We start from the raw sequence: 20,587 nt of genomic DNA, 5'->3' as shown, positions 1-20,587 counted from the left end.
GGGGAGGCGGACTAACCTGCCTCCCCGCCTGGGTACGCGGCCACCGACGCGTCCATCGTTTTGTGCAAGCCAAACTTGTCCTTACAGCACTCAAACGGCACGGACAATTAAGGACTTACGTTGCATGACGCAAAAAGCTCTAGCGCCCTGGGCTATCTTGTCTCGGCCCTTTGGGCCTGAAGCCATCTGCTTGTGGGTGCTGTCCTGCTTACAGGTACTGATTAAACACATTCTCCAAATGCTCCTGGCGGCCGCTGGTGTTGGGGGTGGCGTCGCCCTTGTCGAGCATGTACTTCTCCAGGTCTTCGAACTTGGCTGCACCCTTCTCGATAGTCGCACCAATACCACCATCCCAGGAAGCGTAGCGGTCTTTGATGAACTTGGAGAAGGCGCCGTCTTTGCGCATCTGGCTTGCGATCTTGAGGCCTCGTGCGAAGGCGTCCATGCCGCCGATGTGGGCGTGGAACAAATCTACTGGTTCGAAGCTTTCTCGTCTGACCTTGGCGTCGAAGTTGATGCCGCCGGTGCCGAAGCCGCCTTGTTGGAGGACGACTAGCATGCAGGTGGTGGTCAGATAGATATCGGTGGGGAACTGGTCGGTGTCCCAGCCGAGGAGCAGGTCGCCGCGGTTGGCGTCGATGCTGCCTAAGAAGCCGTACTGGCTGGCGTACTGCATCTCGTGGAACATGGTGTGGCCGGCCAGGGTGGCGTGGTTGGTTTCGATGTTGAGCTTGAAGTCTTTATCGAGGCCGTAGGTCTTGAGGAAGGCGATGCAACTGGCGGCGTCGAAGTCGTACTGGTGGACGGTCGGTTCCTTGGGCTTGGGTTCGATGTAGAACTGGCCGGTGAAGCCGATCTTTTTCTTGTAGTCGACGGCTAGATTGAGAAACCTACCCAGGTGGTCCAACTCCCGCTTCATGTCGGTGTTGTAGAGGTTGCTGTACCCTTCGCGGCCGCCCCAGAAGGTGTAGCCGGAACCGCCGAGGTCGTGTGTCACTTCCATCGCCTTCTTCACCTGGGCGGCGGCGTAGGCGAAGGCGTCGGCGTTGGGGCTGGTGGCAGCGCCGTGGACGTAGCGTTTGTTGCTGAAAAGATTGGCGGTGCCCCAGAGGAGCTTAATGCCGGTGCGCTGCTGTTCTTCCTTCAGCACCTTGACGACGGCATCCAGGTTTTTGTTGCACTCAGCGAGGTTCTTGCCTTCGGGGGCGACATCACGGTCGTGGAAGCAGTAGAAGCTGACGCCGAGCTTTTGCAGGAACTCGAAGGCGACACGTACGCGCTTCTGGGCCATCTCGACGCTGTCGGTGCCATCTTCCCAGGGGCGCACGGCACAGCCTGGGCCGAACGGATCAGCCCCCTGCCCTCTGAAGGTGTGCCAGTAGGAGACGGCGAAGCGGAACCAGTCGTGCATGGTCTTGCCGTCAACGACTTCGTCAGCCTTGTAGTGCTTGAAGCTGAGCGGGTTCTTGCTCGTGGGACCTTCGTACTGGATTTTGGTGGGAACTTCGGGGAAGTAGGTCATGATTCGATCTCTTCGGGGTTGTTCGTTTAGGTGAAGGATATAGGGGTGAGGGGTCTGGGGGCAGGGGTCAAAAAGGTAGGATATGAAAAACTTGTACTTTGATTTCACTCTGATACAGTACAGCATCCTACCAGTTTGGAATTCCAGCCATGCGTTGTCTGTTGTTGTCGTTTTTAGTTTTTGTCTTTCCCGAAATCAGTCTGGCACAGCCTGCTACAGTTCCTGTTGGCGTAGCCAAGGTTGACATTACGCCGAGTTATCCGGTGCGATTGTCGGGATATGGTTTCCGTCGCACGGAATCGGAAGGTGTGCTTCAGAAGATCTATGCCAAGGCTATGGTGATTGGCGACAAGGAACCGGTGATGGTGCTGGCGGTAGATGTGTGCGGTTTGTCGCATGAGTTTGTGGAAAAGTTTGCTGAGCAGTTGAAACAGAAACTGGGGCTGCCACGCGATAGGCTGGCGGTAACGGTGACGCATACGCACACTGCACCGATGGTGGGTGGTTACCTGACAACGCTTTTTGGGGTGGCAGTGCCTGAAGACCATCAGAAACGGATTGACCAGTTCACTCAGGAACTGCAGGAGAAGATGCTGACGGTTGCGGAACAGGCGTGGAAGAACAGGCAGAATTCCCACTTATCGTGGGGCATTGGGTTCGCCGGGTTTGCCCGTAATCGGCGGCCTGCTGCGTTGCAGACGCCGTCGGTTTATGGGTCGAACGCCTCACCCCTGGCCCCTCTCCCCGGAGGTGAGAGGGGAAAACTGCCTGTTGATCATGATCTGCCAGTCATGGCGGTGCGGGATGAGGCGGGGAAGTTGCGGGCGATCTGGGTGAATTACGCTTGCCATTGCACCACCATGTCGCTGAACAAAATCACCGGCGACTGGGCGGGGTATGCAGCACAGTTCCTGGAGGAAGAAAATCCAGGCTGCATCACTCTGGTATCCATTGGCTGTGGTGCCGACAGCAACCCGGAGCGGGCGGATCGGCAGGACAAAATCGAATACGCAGAAAAACAGGGCGGCTTCGTTGCAGCAGAAGTGAAGCGGATGCTCAACGGCTTCCTCGCGCCGCTCCCCGGAAAGATTGTCAGCAAGTATGACACGTTCACTCTGCCTTTGAGTGCTTTGCCCAGCGAGCAGACCTTGCAGGAACGGGCCAAGAAGAATGATGCGGTAGGCTATCAGGCTCGCATGTGTCTCGAACGGTTGGCCAAGGGTGAGAAGTTGCCTGCCGAGATTCCCTATTCGGTGCAGACGTGGAGCTTTGGCAACGATCTTGCGATGGTGTTCCTGCCTGGTGAAGTGGTGGTGGACTATGCCTTGCGTCTGAAGCAGGAACTGCACGCACAAAGGCTTTGGGTGAATGCCTATTCCAATCACGTGCCCTGCTACATCCCTAGTGAACGCATTCTGAAAGAAGGCGGTTATGAAGGTGGCGGCGCGATGGTTTATTACAATCTGTCGTCGCCTCTTGCGAGTGGAGTGGAAGACAAGATTATCAAAACCGTCAAAGAACAGCTGCCTGCATTTTCGCCACCTTATGATGATGTAACCAAGCTGGCGGGAACCAGGCCGATGTCTGCGCAACAATCGGGTGCGGTAATTAAAGTTGACCCGAAGTACACAGTAGAGTTGGTGGCCTGTGAGCCGCTGGTGGTTGATCCGGTAGCCATTTCATTTGGTGTTGATGGGCGGCTATGGGTAGCGGAGATGGGGGATTATCCGGCGGGGGCTGAATCACAAGAAATAAAGATTGTTAATCCCAAAGAATCGCTCCAAAAGGTTGAGTACGTGAAGCGCGAAAATAGACCAAAAAAAGGAGGCGGACGCATTCGCATACTCGAAGACACCAACGGCGATGGCAAGTATGACAAGGGCATTGTGTTCCTTGATAACATCCCCTACCCTACTGGGGTGACTGCCTGGCGCAAGGGTGTGTTGGTTTGTGCTGCTCCCGATATTCTTTATGCCGAAGATACCGATTCCGATGGCAAAGCGGATGTCGTGAAGAAACTCTATTCAGGGTTCGGCACGCACAATTTCCAGGCACGAGTCAACAGCTTGGAGTATGGACTCGATGGGTGGGTCTATGGTTCCTGCGGTCTCTTTGGTGGCAACATCAAGAGTTTCAATGGCAAAACCTATGCCCTGGGCAATCGCGATTTTCGAATCAAACCCGATACCGGCGAACTGGAACCTGCAACTGGCCAAACACAGCAAGGCCGGGTACGCGATGATTTCGACAACTGGTTCGGCTGCGATAACACGGTGCTGGCCCGGCATTATCCGATTGCTGATCATTATCTGTCGCGAAATGCTTCGGTGAAACCACCTGCCAACAGCATCTTTCTGCCCACAGGCAACAACGCCAACCGTCTGTTTCCGTTGCGTTCGCAAGTGCAACTGTTTGAACTCTCCGGCCCGCCGGGCTGGCCGACGGCAGCATGCGGACTGGGGGTTTATCGCGATACCTTGCTGGGCGAATCACTTAAAGGGCAGCTTTTCACCTGCGAACCAGTCAATCTGATCGTACATCGGTTGCAGCTTCAACAACAGGGCGCTACGTTCACCGGCCAACGTCCTGCTGATGAACCTAACTTTGAATTCCTGGGTAGCATCGACAACTGGTTCAGGCCGGTACAGATGCGAACTGGACCTGACGGCTGCATCTGGATTGTTGACATGCACCGCCTGGTGATTGAGCACCCGATCTGGATACCGCCAGCAGATTTAGCAAAGCTCGATGTGCGGGCGGGCAGCACCATGGGCCGCATCTTCCGTATCAAGCCAGCCAACGGCAAAGCGCATGCTGTTCCCCGGTTTGATCGCATGGATACAGCTCAGTTGATTGGAGCACTGTATTCGCCGAATGGTACACAGCGCGACCTGGCGATGATGCAACTGCTGTGGAACAAGTCAGATTCGCAAATGAAAACTTCCTTCGAATGGCAACTGCCCAAATTACCTGAGGTAAAAGTGCAGTTGCTCTCAACACTGGCGTTGCTAGGCAAGCTCGATGCCGGGATGATTCGCTCAGCCATTACCGATAGCCATGAAGCAGTACGCAAAACCGGCTGGCGGCTGGCGGAAAAATTGCCTGCATTAAACGGGCTGCTGGATAGCGTAACAAATGAACGGTTGAGCAAGGAATCGGTCCCTGTTCTGATGCAGATGGCCTGGACGCTCGGTTCTCACTTCAAGGGTGAAGGCGGTAACCAACTGGCTTCCATTCTGCTGACGCATCCCGACGATGCTTATCTGCGGGCAGCGGTGTTCAGTAGTTTGCGACCTGAACATGGCGATACCTTCTTAACAGCCATGATCCAGGCTGCGCATCAGGGCAAAGCTTCGCCGGAACTGATGATGCAGTTGATTGCAACTCTCACAGCAGACCCGCAAACCGCAGGCAACAACATGCTGAAGCGACTCGCGGTTCCAAGCGACAAGGGCTATGCCACCTGGCAATATCGTGCCGTCGCGTCGTTGCCCGTATTGAAGGCAGCAACGGTCAGTCAAGAACACCAGGCGCTGCTGCAACCCATGTATCGTGCTGCACGGGCGCTGGTGAAGAATGAATCCACTCCCGAAACAGATCGACTGGCGGCGCTTTCGATTATCATGGGATCAGGTCAAAAGGATGATAATCTGAATGAATCCCGTTCACTGCTGTTTTCACTGTTGCATCAGAATCAGACCCCGGCATTACAGCAGGCGGCGTTTGCCGTGCTGGCTAAAAATATGAATTCGGGTAATATGATGCTGATGCTGGTTTCCTGGCATGTCTTTTCACCAGCCATTCGCTCTCAACTCGTCGATTTGATGTTGAGCCGGGAGGAATGGCAGAGGGATCTGCTGGAAGCTGTCGAGAAGAAACTGATCGCGGTATCGCAGATAGATGCCAGCAGCAGGCAACGGTTGCTGCTCTCGCGGAAAGATGCCATCAGGCAGAAAGCAGAGCAACTTTTCAGTCAGGTTTCGTCCAACCGTGCCGGGCTGATTGCCGAGTATTCCCAGGCGATCAGCAAGAAGGGAAATGTTCAGCACGGCAAAGAAGTATTCACCAAGACCTGTTCAGTATGTCATCAACTGGGCGAACAGGGGCATGCGGTTGGCCCGGACTTGACGGCACTCGCCAATCGAACGCACGAATTCCTTCTGCAGGAAATTCTCGATCCTAACAAGAACCTTGACAATCGATATGTGGAATATGTCTGCGTCACCAAGGAAGGACGCACCATCACCGGTCTGTTGAGCAGTGAATCGGGCAATGCCATCACGCTCAAAGGCAAGGAAGGCAGGCAGGAAACGCTGCTCCGTTCGGAGATTGAAGAAATCAAAGCGAGTGGCAAATCGCTCATGCCCGAGGGGCTGGAAAAGGAAATCAACCCCGCGGCGATGAGCGACTTGATTGCCTACCTGGCCAGCCTGCGGGCCAATTACAAGGTGCTGGCAGGCAACACGCCAGCCGGGGTGATTCTACCGGTCAATAGTGTTCACACTTTGAAAGCGGAGCAGGCGGAAATCTACGGCAAGGATATCACGTTCGAAAAAGACTATCAGAACATCGGCTACTGGCATGATGCCAAGGACTACGTCTCGTGGACAATTGATGTGCCTGTCAAAGGCGAATACGATGTCTACTTCGACTGGGCCTGTGCCAACGACAATGCGGGCAATCCCTATGTGCTGGAAATAGGCAGCACGACGGTGAACCATGAAGTGGCTGGCACGGGAGGCTGGTCATCGTACCTGCGGGTGCGTGTTGCCCTGGCTATTGAACTTCAGGCGGGCGTACAGCGGGTGAAGCTGCGACCGGCTGGGCCTCTCAAAGGCGCCCTGATGGATTTGCGCACCGTTTATATTGCACCAGCCGAACATCGACTGAACCTGGCGGAAGGAACTTCGCGGGAGAAACCAGACGTGAATGCGATTGCCCAGCAGATTTTGAACGACAAGCTATCAGATAAAGATCGGCAAAAGACGATTGAGGATAACCTGTCGCTGGCTCCTGAACTGCTGGTTGCCATGACGAAGGATATGCCTGATGATTTGAAGGAAGAATACCGACGCATTCCGTGGATCTGGCGTGTTGCCATCGCAGCAGCGAAGAAAAATGATTTCGCTATCGTGCAGCGCATCATGGATATGGCGATGCCTAAAGAAGGAGACAAACTGCGTGACTGGCAGGCAGTCGTCATTGGCGGTGGAGTCATCAACGGACACGGCCTGGTTGATTTGTGGCCTCATGAACAGTTGAAAAAACTGATCGATTCGCCCGATAGACAGGCACGCTGGCGATGGGTGTTGAAGGAATCACATGTCATGGCACACAACGAAAAGGTGCATACTGGCACACGCTACGATGCCCTGCGTATTATTGCCCTGGATAAGCCGGAACTGGCGATACGGAACTTGAAAAAGTATCTGCCTGCGGGAGGCAATGATGAAATGCAGATGGGCGCCGTAAGTGGCTTGGTTGACGTTCCTACTGCTGAAGCAGAAGAACTGATCGCTCAGGCTTTTTCCCATTTAAAGGGAGAAAACCGGGAACTGGCCCTGATCGGCATGATGCGCAGCCCGCAACGGTTTGAACTGGTGCTCAAGCAGACAGATGCGGGAACCGTGAAACCTAGCGACTTCAATGATAAGTTGAAGCAGCAGTTGCGGAAGCAGTCGGTACAGTGGCCTGAGGGCATACGTGAACGAGTGAGGAAACTGATGCAGTGATGAATGTGGCACACAGACCTATCCACTTGATGATGCAAGGATTATCTGCCTTAGAACACAAAAAACGTTGTGCGAAATAATCATGGTCAATCTGTTAATCCCAATCGATGCCATGAACAACGCCTTGTTGGCAGATTTTGATACTGTGCAAATTACTGAAACGAAAAAAGAGAACCTCTATCAGATGTGCCTTAAGAAAATCACGCCAAACTATCGGATTGCTGTTTACAGGAAGGCAACGACGATCATATTCAACGATGTTCATTATTATGATGCCATCGTGCAATCTGATACATACCACTGCTTCTGCGTCGTGTATTTTTTAATCAATGCAGGAGCAGTAATGACTGATGTCAGTATGTATGCATTTCATGATTCAGGCTTATATGACAAAGCACATGCGGAACAATTTCTGGAAACGAAGAGAGCCATAGGAAGCTTCGACAAATTAAATGCCAAAGTGTATCAACACCCGAATACCATTCTGCTTACTGTAGTCCATGTGGCGATTGATGTGACGGATGGGGTCAACATTGGAACATTCTCAAGGTTATCTTACCCATTCGCATCTCTTGAATTCTGGGCAAGGCGCAACGCGATTCTCAAACCTGACATAATTTGCAAACGTAAGTTGTCTTCCACTCAATTAACTTTTCGACAATTACAAAAGTGTCGTAAGATTCCGTGAACAAGTAGTCCAAATACGCGACCATTCTGCATGTCTACAGGGTCATTCGGGGTACCGAATAACCCTGCCACAGTTTTCGACAGGTTCCAAAAATCAAAAATCCACATTGTGCTTGATCGACAATTTCTTGCGCATGTTGGCGGTTTCGTCGCTGAGTTGTCGCCAGAGTTCGAGGCGTTTCTTGGCGCCTACGGCCAGCACTTCCAACTGCCTGGCATAGATTTCTGGATAATTGGTCTGCACGTTAACCGTAGGTGGGGTGAACATTGGCCTGTACCAGAGTCCGCCGGGTGAAAAGGGGTCGCCGGGGTTATCGGGATTCCACGGGCCCAGGGTAAAACCCATGTAGGTTCCGGGAATGACCTGGACGTTTTTGCGTTTGCCACCTTCCACGGCATTGGCTTCGAGAATCGCTGAGCGCAGCGCATCTGCAATGGCCCGCAGCCTGGAACTCATCGTGTTGGAAAATGCAACCAATTCTTCGTCTACTCCACCCACGGGGAGTTGGTCAATCAGTCGTGCCGCCTTGTCGTACCGCTGGGCCGCCAGGATCATGTCGTTGCGTCTTTCGGCGATGGAGTTTGCTTCATTGGCCAGGTCACGCATCTGCTTGAAATACTTCTGGCTGTTCTGCACGAGTTGATCGGGGCCTTTGATAGGCACATCGCGAGGAGCGAGCACGGCACCGCTGAAAGGCGTTACCAGCCGCATGACCTTGCGTAACGCCTGGGTGGATAGCGTACTGGTAATGAGAAATGACTTGTTTTCAATCGCAGCGGAAGCTGCAGGAAATTCCTCCAGTTCGCCGCCCATTTCCTCCAGGGCACTCAGCACCAGGCCCGGCAGCACTTTGGAAACTTCGCTGATGTTCTCGGAAAAATCACCGGCGAGCGTGGCCTTGATGGTCTGATCAAACCGGACGCCAATGCGGATACCACGCGAACTGGTGAGCACTCTGACCAGGGCATCGATATTGACTTTCTTGTCTTTGAGCAACGTCGACTGAGCAAGGAAACGCCTGACCAGATGCGGATCAATGGCATCATGCAGATCAATGCTGATGATGATGTGATAGCCATCTTTGAGGGATGCAGCGGCCTGCTGCAGGTAATCGGCAATAACGGGAGACTGATTGTTCCTGCTGAACTGCAGCCAGCGTGCAGAATTCTGCCGATTTGCGGGGCTGTTCACTGCCACTTCGGAATCGCTGAGCGCCAGGATATAGGCATTGCGGGCAGTAAGGATAGCGGGAACCGAGCCGATCTGCTCTTCCATTCCATTTTCCAGCTTCACCAGTTCTTTCACGGCGGGAAACGGCCCGCCACGGATGATCACCAGATCGTTCTGACTGCGAAGCGTTCCTGGTTCCAGATGTGCCGCCAGCCAGGCTGTGTGAGTATTTTTCAGGTATGGCAGAGATGTGCCGAGCGTATCGGCAGCGGGGAGCTTTTCCCATCCTTCTTTTTGAGCGAGCGGGCTCGCCAGTATGCCACGATAATCAACCACCACGAGAGCGTTGGCCCAATCGGGTAGTTTGTTGAGCACATCGTCGGGTCTTTGTGCCCATGCCGAATGTCCAAGAGATAGCACAACCAACAGGCCAAGCATAGCAGGCATGCGCAACAACATACCATGACTCCCAGATGCATGATCGAGGCGGCAACTATGTCTCATTATACGCACGGTGGATAAGAGCTTGCGCACTTTCGTTCGACGATCAACATACAAAAACCCCGAAACAGCCTGAAAACGGCATGTTTCGGGGTTGAGTTCAATTCAATGGATAATCAGTTGCCTTCTTTGGCAGGCTCTACCTTGCCTGGCTCCACTTTGACTGGTGGCGGAGTGATGCCTGGTACATAGCCTTTCAGCCTGTTGCCGATGACGGATGCATCACCTCGCAGAATGGAAGCCACCAGGTCAGCCTGTTCACGTAGTGCTGCATCAGATGATGCTGAGGCCAGGGCAATGATGGTATTGGCCTGATCCTTAGTCAATTGACTACCAAAGCGTTGCAGGTTTGCCCGTAGAGCAGCAGCAACCTGAGCACGAGCAGCAGGTGCGATTTTGTCGCTGATCACCGAATTGGCCAGTGCGTGCTGAGCATCGCGGGTAGGCCGAAATGCCAATGCTGCTGAAGCACTGCCAGCCAGTGTTTCATTGTTCAATGCCTTGATGAGTGATGCTTCGGCTGATTTGATATCGAATCCTGATAGTTCATTGCGAGCCATGCGAGCCAGATAGTCTACCGCTGCCTTGGCCTGGGCAGCACGTTCAGCATCGGTGAAAGCGGGCTTGGATTTTTCACCAATCAGGCTATCGATTTCAGCTTGCAGCAGTTCAGCAGAACGTGGTGTCTGCTCAAGGATTTTGACATTACCCAGATGCCCCAAGGCAGAGTTCGCCAATCGGGCCTGATCTTTTTCAGCAATCAGAATCAGCGGCAAACCAGCGGTAGCGGGCTGGTTCTTGTACTGGGTCAGGAAGTAGCTGAATCCAGGTTCAGGGAGTGCTGCATCGGAAATGATCAGAGCAACATTTCCATCCTGGCTGGCTTCCTGGAGAATGTGTCTGCCCGAACCTACGATCTGCACGTCGTATTGCTTCAGACGGAGTTGATCAGCAACACGGGTGGCATCATCCGTATTGGTTAAGCCAACCAGAATTTTTGCAGTGCCATTGCCTGTAGCGGCCCGGCGAAGCACATCAACTACCCGGCTGCTGCCTGCGAACGGTTCGCCATTGGTATTCACAGCCAAGGCAGCTTCAGCGGCTGCAAACTGCACACGGCGGTCAGGATAACGCAGAGCCTGGAGCAATGCAGGTGAGCCCCGTTCGGTCGATTTAATTAAACTGGGATCGCCATGTGCTGCCAGTGCACGGATGGCACCAAGAGCGGCATTTGTCTTGCGATCATGCAGAGCCTTGGAGAGCACTTCTTCGAGCAGGTCAGCAGGGCTGCCAGCCAGAAGAGCCTGCAAGCCTGCATTGGCCTTGGCGACATCAACGTTTGGGCCAGCAGCTTCGTACAGCTTATCGAGTGCGATGGAGAAGAGTTCCACCTGTGCTGGACGGTAACGTGGATCGAGTTCAAGTGCCTTTCGGGCGTAAGCGATGCCGCGAGCCTCTTCCACCTGGGAAACGGTGGCAGGCGTTCCCATCAGACCTGTCTGTTCATTCCACGTCCAGACAGTGAGATTCTGCCCTGACAGATCAACCTGGTGCTGGTGATAGAGTTCAGCGGTCGCAACCAGTTCATTTCGAGGTTCACCCAGTTCGCTTTCTTTCTTGTTGAGGAATCGCATGAGCCATTCCCTTGCCTTGGCTTTAAGCCCTGCAGTTGAATCAGCAGCTTGACTCATGTAATAAAGATCGGGCACGATGCGTGTATCAGCACGCTGGGCAAAGACATCGATAATCGTGCCTTTGACAAAATCACTCTTGGTATCCAGTGCAGCCAGCAACGGTGGCCCGATGTCCTTATCCATTTTCAGCAGTGCATTGAAGATGGAGCCATGCATAGCCTGCTGTGCGGGATCGCGCAGAACATCCAACATGGCAGGAATCGAACGGGCGCCACTGGCACGCAATTGAGCGATAGCGTAAGCGCGTTCTTCAGGCCGTTTGTTGAGCTGGCCGACGAAGAATCGGATACGTTCGGGATCACTGAGTCGTTCTTCGATAAACTTCGTCATGCGGGCAATCAGGATATCGACTGCAGGACGATCATTACCAGAAACGGGGTCTTTCCGCATCACTGCTTTGACAGAAGGAATGGTGGAAAGCCTGAGCAAGGGTGAAATGCCTTCTGCATCGTAAAGATTGAGGAAGTACTTCTTCTGCTCTTCGGGGCCGAAAGCCATCACCTTGTCGAAGTAGTTGCCGAGCATCTGGGCAGCGCGAGCATGGTTGCCCAGGCTCAGATCATACTTGGCGGCAGCCCAGAATTCCTGGACGGTCTCCGGCGTTTTGTTGTAGGGAACGGTGAAATCCTGAGCAGGCAGGCCGCCACTGATACTGATGGCTACCACACCGGCAGCAAGCCAGGAGCGAATGTTATTCATTGGATGCATCGCTAACTCCTCTTTTCCAGGATTGACCCTGGCTGGCCGAAGGACTGCTCTGTGACAGCCTTCCTTTGTCTCACACTTCTTTTTCACACCGGATGAGATCATCCAGCGTTTCCCGCCGACGTATTAGCCGATGGCTGGCACCACTGACCAGCACTTCAGCAGCCCGCAGACGGCCGTTGTAATTGGAACTCATCACCATGCCGTAAGCCCCGGCACTGAAAGTCGCCAGCAGATCGCCTGTTTTCAGTTCAGGCAATTGGCGTTCCCGTGCCAGGTAATCGCCCGTTTCGCAGACAGGCCCCACGACATCGGTGGGATTCGTGTTTTCAATGGCAGCTTCAAAATCAGCTGGTGGCGCTGGACAGGCAGCTGGTGGATTCACCGGCCAGATGCGATGGAACGAACCATACAGCCGTGGCCGAATGAGATCATTCATCGCGGCGTCTTGAATGATGAAGCGTTTGCCAGCCGAGATTTTGGGGTAGATGACTTTACTTACCAGAACACCTGCATTGCCTGCAATGAAGCGGCCTGGTTCCAGTGCGAGTTGTACCTTGGCACGTTTCACTGCCGGGATAATGACTTTGGCAAATGCGGTGGCGGGCAATGCTTCGTTTTTCTTGTAATTGATGCCAAACCCACCGCCACAGTTAATGGTGCTGATCGGGTGCCCCTGCTCTCTCAGTTTCAACAGTAATGGTACGGCTCGTTCCAAGGCATCTTCGTAGGGCTTGGTGCTCAGAATGGGAGAACCCAGATGGAAATGCAGTCCCACCAGCTTGATGCGTGGATGATTCAACAGCGATTGTGCAATGCGTTCTACCTGATCCCAAGGCACACCGAATTTGGTGCCAAACATTCCTGTTGAGGTTTCAGGATGCGTGAGCGGATCGACATCGGGATTTACCCGTAAGGCAATCTGAGTAGTGGTGTTGAGTTTCGTCGCTACCCGATTGATGGCTTCCAGTTCTGGTTCGCTCTCCACATTGAACATGCGGACTTTGGCTTCCAGGCCCATTTTGATTTCATCATCACTTTTGCCTGCCCCGGCAAAGACGATCTTGTCGCCCGTGCCGCCAGCCTGCAGTGCACGAAACAACTCCCCTGCACTGGTGACATCGAAACCGGAACCATGTTCATGCATCAACCGGCACAGGTGCGTGTTGCCGTTAGTTTTTACGCTGTAACAGATCAGTGGTTTGACTTCTTCAAAGGCAGACTGTAGTGCCTTCAGATGGTGAACGAACGTTGCCTGACTGTAGATCCAAAGCGGCGTCCCATACGTTTCAGCCAAATGCTGAACGGGTACCTCTTCACAGAACAAGGCATGCTGCCGGTATGCGAAATGATCCATCGGCTCGTGGGACTCCCGCGCGCTCACTTCTCCATCATAACACCCTAAGGTTCATCCCCAAGACGTTTTACGCTTATATCTGGTGCAACTTGCCCAAACGTCCGCGCCAAGCGTCAAGTTGCGCCTGAACGGCATGGGGTGAAGTGGAACCCTCACTACAGAATGTCTGCAATGCCTGTTCTACTCCTAATGAAGGATATACCCGCTGGCTTAAGCCGGGGCTGACTGCATCATATGCTTCCGGTGGTAACTCCTTCAACCTGCAACGCTTCTGCTCGCACAGTCGTACCAGATTACCCACTGTCTCATGAGCTGTACGCAGTGGTATTCCCTCTTTAACCAGTATTTCCATCAAAGTCGTTGCATCTAGAAATCCATCTTCCAGCTTCGCTTCAATAGCCTGGCGATTGAACCGTGTGCCTTCAATAAGTGGAGCCGCAATTTCCACGGAGGCCAGCACGGTATCAAATGCTGCAAAGACCGCAGGCTTGTCTTCCTGCAGATCACGGTTGTAGGCCAGAGGCAAACCTTTTACCAGCACCATGAGTTGATGCAATGAGCCGAGTACCCTTGCTGATTTCCCACGGATCAACTCCAGCACATCGGGATTCTTCTTGTGAGGCATCATGCTGGAGCCGGTGCAAAAGGCATCGGGCAGTTGCAGAAAGCTGAACTCCTGTGTTGACCAGATGATCCACTCCTCTGCCCAGCCAGCCAGGTGCAAGGCAATCATGGAAAGATCGAAAACGAATTCGATCAGGAAATCACGATCGCTGGAAACATCCAGGCTGTTGGCAGCTACTCGGTCAAAGCCCAGTTCCCTGGCGGTAAACTGGCGATCAATGGGCAAACTGGTACCGGCTAATGCTGCAGCTCCCAGAGGCAACTCGTTCAGCCGCTTGCGACAGTCAGCTAATCTGCCCCGGTCACGCTCGAACTTTTCAACGTAGGCCAATAGATAGTGGGCAGCGAGTACAGGCTGAGCCCGTTGCAAATGGGTGTAGCCTGGCAGAATGACTTGTCCATCCTTTAAGGCCAGGTTTACCAGAGCATGTTGCAATGTGAGAAGGACGATATTGAGTTGATCAATGCTGCTGCGAACCCAGAGCTTGACGTCGGTGACGATCTGATCATTTCGGCTTCTGGCAGTATGGAGCTTGCGTCCTGTATCGCCCAGCTTTTTGATCAGAGCCTGTTCGATGTGGGTGTGAATATCTTCCAGGCTCGTGGTGTATTCCATTTTGCCAGCAGCAATGTCCTGACCAATCTCATTCAATGCCTTGGTGATGCTATGTACTTCATCGGTGGAAAGCAGCCCTACAGAAGCTAGCATCGTTGCATGGGCCTGACTCGCCTGGATATCAAAGGGGGCTAGCCGCTGATCGAAGCTGATGGACTCCGTGAACGCTTCCACGCGGGCATCGGTGTTGCCGGTGAAGCGGCCACCCCAGGTTTTAACAGGCGACGGTGTAGACATTCGGTGTCTCAAAAAATTGCGTAATGTGCATTGTATTTGTTTGTTTTGGGTGGATAGTGATATAGTGATATCGGAACCAAGTTTAATAAATTGTTGGCGAGCAAGTTTGCAGTTGTGGAGTGCTGTAATGAGTTCTTTGATCGTTACTCAATTAAAGGTATCCCCATGCTGCGATGGATCATTAATCGTCGTTTGAATGCTGCGGAAAAGAAACTGGGAGTTTCAGTTGATTATCTTCGACATATCGCTCGAATCTCGCTGCCTGCCTTCTTCAAGTTCGTGAAGTTCATGCCTTTGGCGGAATACCGCAAAAAGCTGCCTGCCGATGCCTATCATGTAGCCCGGATCGTTGCTGTGCAGCAGGAAGACTGCGGCAGTTGCGTGCAGATTGAAGTAAACCTGGCTCGACAGGATGGCGTGGACGCTGCACTATTGATAAATGTTCTCAATCAAGATGTGGATAAATTGTCTCCGGAGCTCGCCAACGTGTACCTTTTTGCCAAGGCCATTTCTTCACAGCAAGACGAGCCGGACCTGCGAGAACTGATAAGAATTGACTACGGCGAAGAGGGTTTGGTGGAGTTGGCACTCGCCATTGCAGCCTGCAGAGTGTTTCCAACAACGAAACGGGCACTGGGGTATGCGACGAGTTGCAGCAAGGTGGAGGTAAAGTTGTAAACTGCTCATCAACTTTGTAAGCCCGCACACTTAACTATTCTCTGTAATAGAACGGTTAGCGTGGGTACACGCAAACCGTGGCAGCCGACTCGCGTGACTTCAAATGCATGAACACTAAGCCGACTAACACTTCTCATACTTCCATTCTTTCGATTTACCTTCCTCTAACTGTGTGATGGTTGTCGCCAGCCTTTTAGCTCGAGTCTCAGGCCGTTTGGCTTCGAGAATCCAATTGACGTATTCCTTACGATGGCTGTAACTGAACTCATCGAATGTCTTTGCTGCTTTGGCATTCTTGCGCAATGCTGCCAGCAAATCTTCTGGAATGATAAGTTCTGCCTTGGGGGCCTTCGGCTTCTTTTCGGGCGATTTGATACCCTTTTCGTTGAGTTCAATCGCCTGCTGAATAAACGAAATGATCACATTGTCTGAAGGCAAATCTTTCACCGAGGTGATCCGGTGTGCACCCATTTCGGTGTTGCCAATCTGATTGAACAACCCCTTGGGATCGTGGAGCATCGACGCCTTCCAGAAACCGAAACTGGCATGGTTTTTGAAAGCAGCCATATTGCCAACGATGCCCTGGCACATGAAATGCGGAAAGTTCCACTTCATTTCTTCGGTAATCTTGGGGCTGGCCTGGTGGAACAGCTTCCTGATCTTCTTCAAAATCGGCTTGGCAAAGTCGGCTGACTTTTCAATGTAGGCATCCACTTCGGGAATTTTCCTGGGCATGTTCATCTCTCAGTGTATTGGCTCATCATAAATTCCTGCTCAAGCTCACTCAAACTAAATCCTTGCAGTACTTGAACTTTCGAGGATATTGGCTTTTCAAGCCTAGTTTCATTCGTTAGACTGGTGTTGCCTACCTGTAACAAGTGAGACCTGCCTGATGCTCCCCCGCTTGAGCGTTTGGTTGGTGGTGCTGGCCTGCGTTTTCCCACCTGCGCTGTTCGCCAACCCTGCCAATAAGAAAACACTGGAAACCTGGCTCGGGCCGTTCATGAAGCGAACGGTTGATTGCAGGTTCTGCCACCTGCCTGATGCACCAGGCACCAAACCGAGTCTGGATGATGTCGACAAGCCACACAATGCGTTTGGCCAGCGTCTCGTCAAAATCCGCAAGGAACTCGCCAAGGCTGGTAAACCTAATGACCTCGAATCACGGCTCACTGCCATCGCCCAGGAAGACAGTGATGGTGATGGCATCAGCAATCTGAAAGAGTTGCTCTCCGGCACCTACCCCGGCGATGCGGAAAGCAAACCCGATACTGCAACGCTCGCTAAGCTTGATCAGGCTCTGGCTGACTTTGCCAAATACGATGCGCGATACCGCTGGAAACCCTTTGAGCCTGTCATGCGGCCCATGGTGCCTGCAGTCAGTCCGGGTGAATCAATCAGACAACCGCTCGATGCTTTCATCATTCATGAACGACAACAACAGGGATTATCGGCTAGGCCTGAAGCATCGAGAGAAGTGTTGTTGCGGCGACTGTATCTCGATTTGATCGGTTTACCGCCCACGGCAGAAGAACGTGCAGCTTACCTAAGCGACAATAGCCCTGATTCATATGAGAGACTGGTTGATCACCTGCTGGCATCGCCCCGTTACGCTGAGCGCTGGGCAAGGCACTGGATGGACATCTGGCGGTACAGCGACTGGGCTGGTTATGGCGCCGAGGTGCGTGAGAGCCAGCCACATATCTGGCGCTGGCGTGACTGGATCGTTGATTCACTGCACGAAGATAAAGCTTATGACCAGATGGTGCGTGAGATGCTGGCTGGCGATGAGATAGCGCCAGAAGACGATAAGACCATACGCGCCACCGGTTTCCTCGTACGCAATTGGTTCCGGTTTAACCGTAATGTCTGGCTCGATAATACCGTGGAACATACTGCCAAGGCATTTCTAGGCACGACCATGAACTGTGCCCGTTGCCATGATCACATGTATGATCCAATCAAGCAGACCGATTACTATTCCTTCCGTGCTTTCTTTGAACCGTTGCAAGTCCGCATTGACCGTGTGCCCGGTCTGGCTGATACGAACAAGGACGGCTTGGCTCGCGTCTACGATGCCGATCTCGATGCGAAGACGTTTCTGTTCACACGAGGCAATGAGGCACTGGTAGACAAGGATCAGCCCTGTCCGCCTCAGGTGCCTGCCTCGATTAAAGGCCCATCGCTTGGAATCGATGCGGTCAAGTTACCGCGGGATGCTCATGATGTGGAACATCGGCAACATGTTCTGGAAGAAGTTGTCAACCAGGCCAGGAAACAGCTGGAACAGATCAAGCAGCAACGGCTTGAAAAGCATCGTGTTGCCATCACAGCCATGCTCAGCTTGCAACGACCAGGCGTGGGTGCATGGGCCAATATTCCCGTGGTACTCACTCACGACTTGGAGGCGGTAACTGTAGAGGCAGAATTTGCCGCATCACAAACCGGACTGGCCCTGGCTGAACTGTCCCTGTCGATTCGTCGACAAGCCAAGCCCGAAGAAAGCACGCTGCTGCTGGCAGAATCAACGAGACGACAATCCACACTGCTGGAGGCTCGCAAGTCTCAGCTTCAACTTCAGGCTTCCTATTGGCGAACACCTGCCAAGAAACAGGCTTCTGTTCTCGAAGCCATCAACAAAGCGGAAGGCAGTCTCAAACAGGCAGAAGCTGCGCTGCTCAGACCACTGACCGGACAACCTGTTGCTGCTAAATACCCTGCCAGCAGCACCGGCCGACGGCTGGCATTGGCAAAATGGATCACCGATACCAGGAATCCACTGGCTGCCCGCGTTGCGGTCAATCACATCTGGATGCGTCATTTTGGTCAGCCGCTGGCAGGCACCATGTTTGATTTTGGCAAGAACGGGCAAGTGCCTACACAACCTGCCCTGCTCGACTGGCTTGCAGTTGAGTTTATGGAATCGGGTTGGAGTCTAAAGAAACTGCATAAGCTGATTGTCACCAGCAGCACCTATCGGCTCGATTCCACACCAAACAGCGAAGCCATCGCACGAGACCCCGATAACAAGTATTACTGGCGACGGTTGCCCCAACGTATGCAGGCCGAAGCAGTCCGCGACAGCCTACTGCATCTGGCTGGCAAACTTGATCTGAAGCAGGGCGGCCCTGAACTGGATCATGAAGCAGGATTATCGACCTATCGACGAAGCCTCTACTATCGCCATGCCAATGAAAAGCAGATGACCTTCCTGGTTTCGTTCGATGCCCCGACACCTACTGAATGTTATCGCCGGGACTGCAGCGTGGTACCTCAGCAGGCATTGGCTCTGGCAAACAGTTCGCTGGCCCAGGAAGCCAGTGCAGCGATTGCCAGCCGATTGGTTGCACAGCTTGGACCGCAAGCATCTGCATCAGCCTTTGTCGATGCAGCTTTTCAGTCCTTAATTGGACGACATGCAACAGATGAGGAACAAAAGCTGTGTCAATCTTTCCTGACGGAACAGGAAAAGCGATCACAGGCGACTGCATCGGTAACAGTTACACAGAAATCGCGAGCCAGCCTGGTGCTCGTGCTGCTGAATCACCATGAATTTGTGACGGTACGTTAGTAACCCTGCGAGACAGTGATGCTCTTCCCCACACGGCGTACATTCCTGACAGATATCGGCATGGGCTTTTCTGGCTTAGCGCTCAGCGCCATGCTGCATCGTGATGGGTTTGGTAAAGATGCCAGCATACCTGCCCTGCACTTTCCAGCCAAAGCCAAACGCGTCATCTGGCTGTTTATGGTGGGTGGCACCAGCCACCTGGAGAGCTTTGATCCCAAGCCGATGTTGAACAAGTACGAAGGCAAGACGATTGAAGAAACACCTTATGCTGCCAGTTTGAAATCGAACCACCTGAAGGAGAATCTTCGCGAAATTATCCCCGGGTTGCATAAGGTTCATCCCAAGATCTTTCGGATGCAGGTAGATTACAAGAAGTGGGGGCAAAGCGGGCTGGAGATCAGCAACTGGTGGCCTCATGTCGCAGCCCATGCTGACAAGCTGGCGATCGTTCGATCACTCTGGACCACGGATAATAATCACGGGGCACAACTTCAGTTTCACACAGGCCGGCATGTACTGGATGGTCCGCAGCCAACGATTGGTTCCTGGGTGCATTATGGTCTGGGGTCGCTCAAAGACAATCTTCCCAGCTTTGTCGTGCTCGGAACGCCGCTGGCCGATTGCTGCGGTGGCATGCATGCACATGGCAGCCATTATCTTGGACCAGAGCACAATGGCATTCGCCTGAATGTCGATCCACGCAACCCGTTGCCCTTTGCATCCTCTGCACAACGCAAATCGATGCAGGAACAGGCAGCAGAGTTTGAACTAGCTGGCAAACTCAATGCCCTGGCGAATGTCACCTATCCCGATGATCCATCCCTGCGGGCACGTATCAAGAGTTACGAACTGGCATTCAAGATGCAGACCAGTTTACCTGATGCCGTGCAGTTCAAAACGGAACCTGAAGCAATCCGGAAGCTGTACGGACTTGACCAACCCAGGACCAAGCCGTTTGGCGAGCTTTGCCTCACTGCTCGCCGCCTGGTTGAAAAAGGCGTACGCTTTGTGCAAATCTTCCACGGCAGCAATGGTGGTGCGGGCGCCTGGGATGCTCATGGCGGCCTGAAGGCTAACCATTCAGAACTATGTGGACAGGTAGATCAACCGATTGGTGCCCTGCTGACCGACCTGGCCCAACGAGGCTTGCTGGATGAAACGCTGGTAGTTTGGGGAACGGAATTCGGCAGAACGCCCGGCGCTGAACGCAGCGACGGTCGCGATCATCACCCCTATGGTTTCTCAGCCTGGATATGTGGCGGTGGCATTAAAGGCGGCATTGCCCATGGCGCTACCGATGAACTCGGCTTTCATGCGGTGGAGAATCGTCACTATGTGACGGACCTGCATGCCACGGTGCTGCGACAACTTGGGCTCGACTCCAGGCGACTGGAAGTTCCAGGTCGCAAACGGCTTGAAATGGAGTTTGGCACCCCCATTCAGGAAGTGATTAGTTAAGAACGTTATGGCTGGCTGCTCGAATCACGTATTC

The 20,587-nt window shown here is 53.2% G+C and carries 11 protein-coding genes; 5 read left to right on the top strand and 6 right to left on the bottom strand.

The window, feature by feature from the left end; genetic code table 11:
• Positions 1-208 precede the first annotated feature (208 nt).
• Entirely contained in the window at positions 209-1,522 is a 1,314-nt protein-coding gene (gene xylA / locus JNJ77_14235; protein ID MBL8823743.1) for a xylose isomerase, read from the bottom strand.
• Between the two features lie 149 nt (positions 1,523-1,671).
• On the opposite strand from xylA, the gene JNJ77_14230 reads away from it, so the two are divergent.
• Both JNJ77_14230 and JNJ77_14225 read left to right on the top strand, forming a co-directional pair.
• Positions 1,672-7,254: a neutral/alkaline non-lysosomal ceramidase N-terminal domain-containing protein gene (locus JNJ77_14230; protein MBL8823742.1), complete on the top strand. Its 5,583-nt coding sequence runs from the start codon at positions 1,672-1,674 to the stop codon at positions 7,252-7,254.
• Between the two features lie 82 nt (positions 7,255-7,336).
• Positions 7,337-7,942, top strand: a complete 606-nt coding sequence (locus tag JNJ77_14225) for a hypothetical protein (protein ID MBL8823741.1) — start codon at positions 7,337-7,339, stop codon at positions 7,940-7,942.
• Positions 7,943-8,035: 93 nt separating this feature from the next.
• Here the strand turns inward: JNJ77_14225 and JNJ77_14220 are convergent, their stop codons facing one another.
• The 4 genes from JNJ77_14220 to argH all read right to left on the bottom strand — a co-directional run bounded on the left by JNJ77_14220 (position 8,036) and on the right by argH (position 14,846).
• Positions 8,036-9,571: a hypothetical protein gene (locus JNJ77_14220; GenBank protein ID MBL8823740.1), complete on the bottom strand. Its 1,536-nt coding sequence runs from the start codon at positions 9,569-9,571 to the stop codon at positions 8,036-8,038.
• A 158-nt stretch (positions 9,572-9,729) separates the two neighbouring features.
• The gene (locus tag JNJ77_14215) at positions 9,730-12,015 is read right to left on the bottom strand and encodes a hypothetical protein (GenBank protein ID MBL8823739.1); all 2,286 of its coding nucleotides are present in this window, start codon (positions 12,013-12,015) and stop codon (positions 9,730-9,732) included.
• A gap of 70 nt (positions 12,016-12,085) precedes the next feature.
• Complete coding sequence (lysA, locus tag JNJ77_14210; GenBank protein ID MBL8823738.1) at positions 12,086-13,369, bottom strand: diaminopimelate decarboxylase; 1,284 nt, start codon at positions 13,367-13,369, stop codon at positions 12,086-12,088.
• Positions 13,370-13,442: 73 nt separating this feature from the next.
• Positions 13,443-14,846, bottom strand: coding sequence for an argininosuccinate lyase (gene argH / locus JNJ77_14205; protein MBL8823737.1), 1,404 nt, complete (start codon positions 14,844-14,846; stop codon positions 13,443-13,445).
• A 165-nt stretch (positions 14,847-15,011) separates the two neighbouring features.
• On the opposite strand from argH, the gene JNJ77_14200 reads away from it, so the two are divergent.
• Entirely contained in the window at positions 15,012-15,524 is a 513-nt protein-coding gene (locus JNJ77_14200; GenBank protein ID MBL8823736.1) for a hypothetical protein, read from the top strand.
• Positions 15,525-15,647: 123 nt separating this feature from the next.
• Here JNJ77_14200 and JNJ77_14195 read toward each other — a convergent pair whose 3' ends face one another.
• Positions 15,648-16,259: a YdeI/OmpD-associated family protein gene (locus JNJ77_14195; protein ID MBL8823735.1), complete on the bottom strand. Its 612-nt coding sequence runs from the start codon at positions 16,257-16,259 to the stop codon at positions 15,648-15,650.
• A 157-nt stretch (positions 16,260-16,416) separates the two neighbouring features.
• Here JNJ77_14195 and JNJ77_14190 point away from each other — a divergent pair, with 157 nt between their 5' ends.
• Both JNJ77_14190 and JNJ77_14185 read left to right on the top strand, forming a co-directional pair.
• Entirely contained in the window at positions 16,417-19,095 is a 2,679-nt protein-coding gene (locus tag JNJ77_14190; GenBank protein ID MBL8823734.1) for a DUF1553 domain-containing protein, read from the top strand.
• Positions 19,096-19,113: 18 nt separating this feature from the next.
• Positions 19,114-20,553, top strand: a complete 1,440-nt coding sequence (locus JNJ77_14185) for a DUF1501 domain-containing protein (GenBank protein MBL8823733.1) — start codon at positions 19,114-19,116, stop codon at positions 20,551-20,553.
• Positions 20,554-20,587 lie beyond the last annotated feature (34 nt).

It is taken from the genome of Planctomycetia bacterium, from assembly GCA_016795155.1.
GTDB lineage: Bacteria > Planctomycetota > Planctomycetia > Gemmatales > HRBIN36 > JAEUIE01.
Note: the sequence above shows the minus strand (reverse complement) of the source record. Positions and strands in the feature narration are given on the sequence as shown.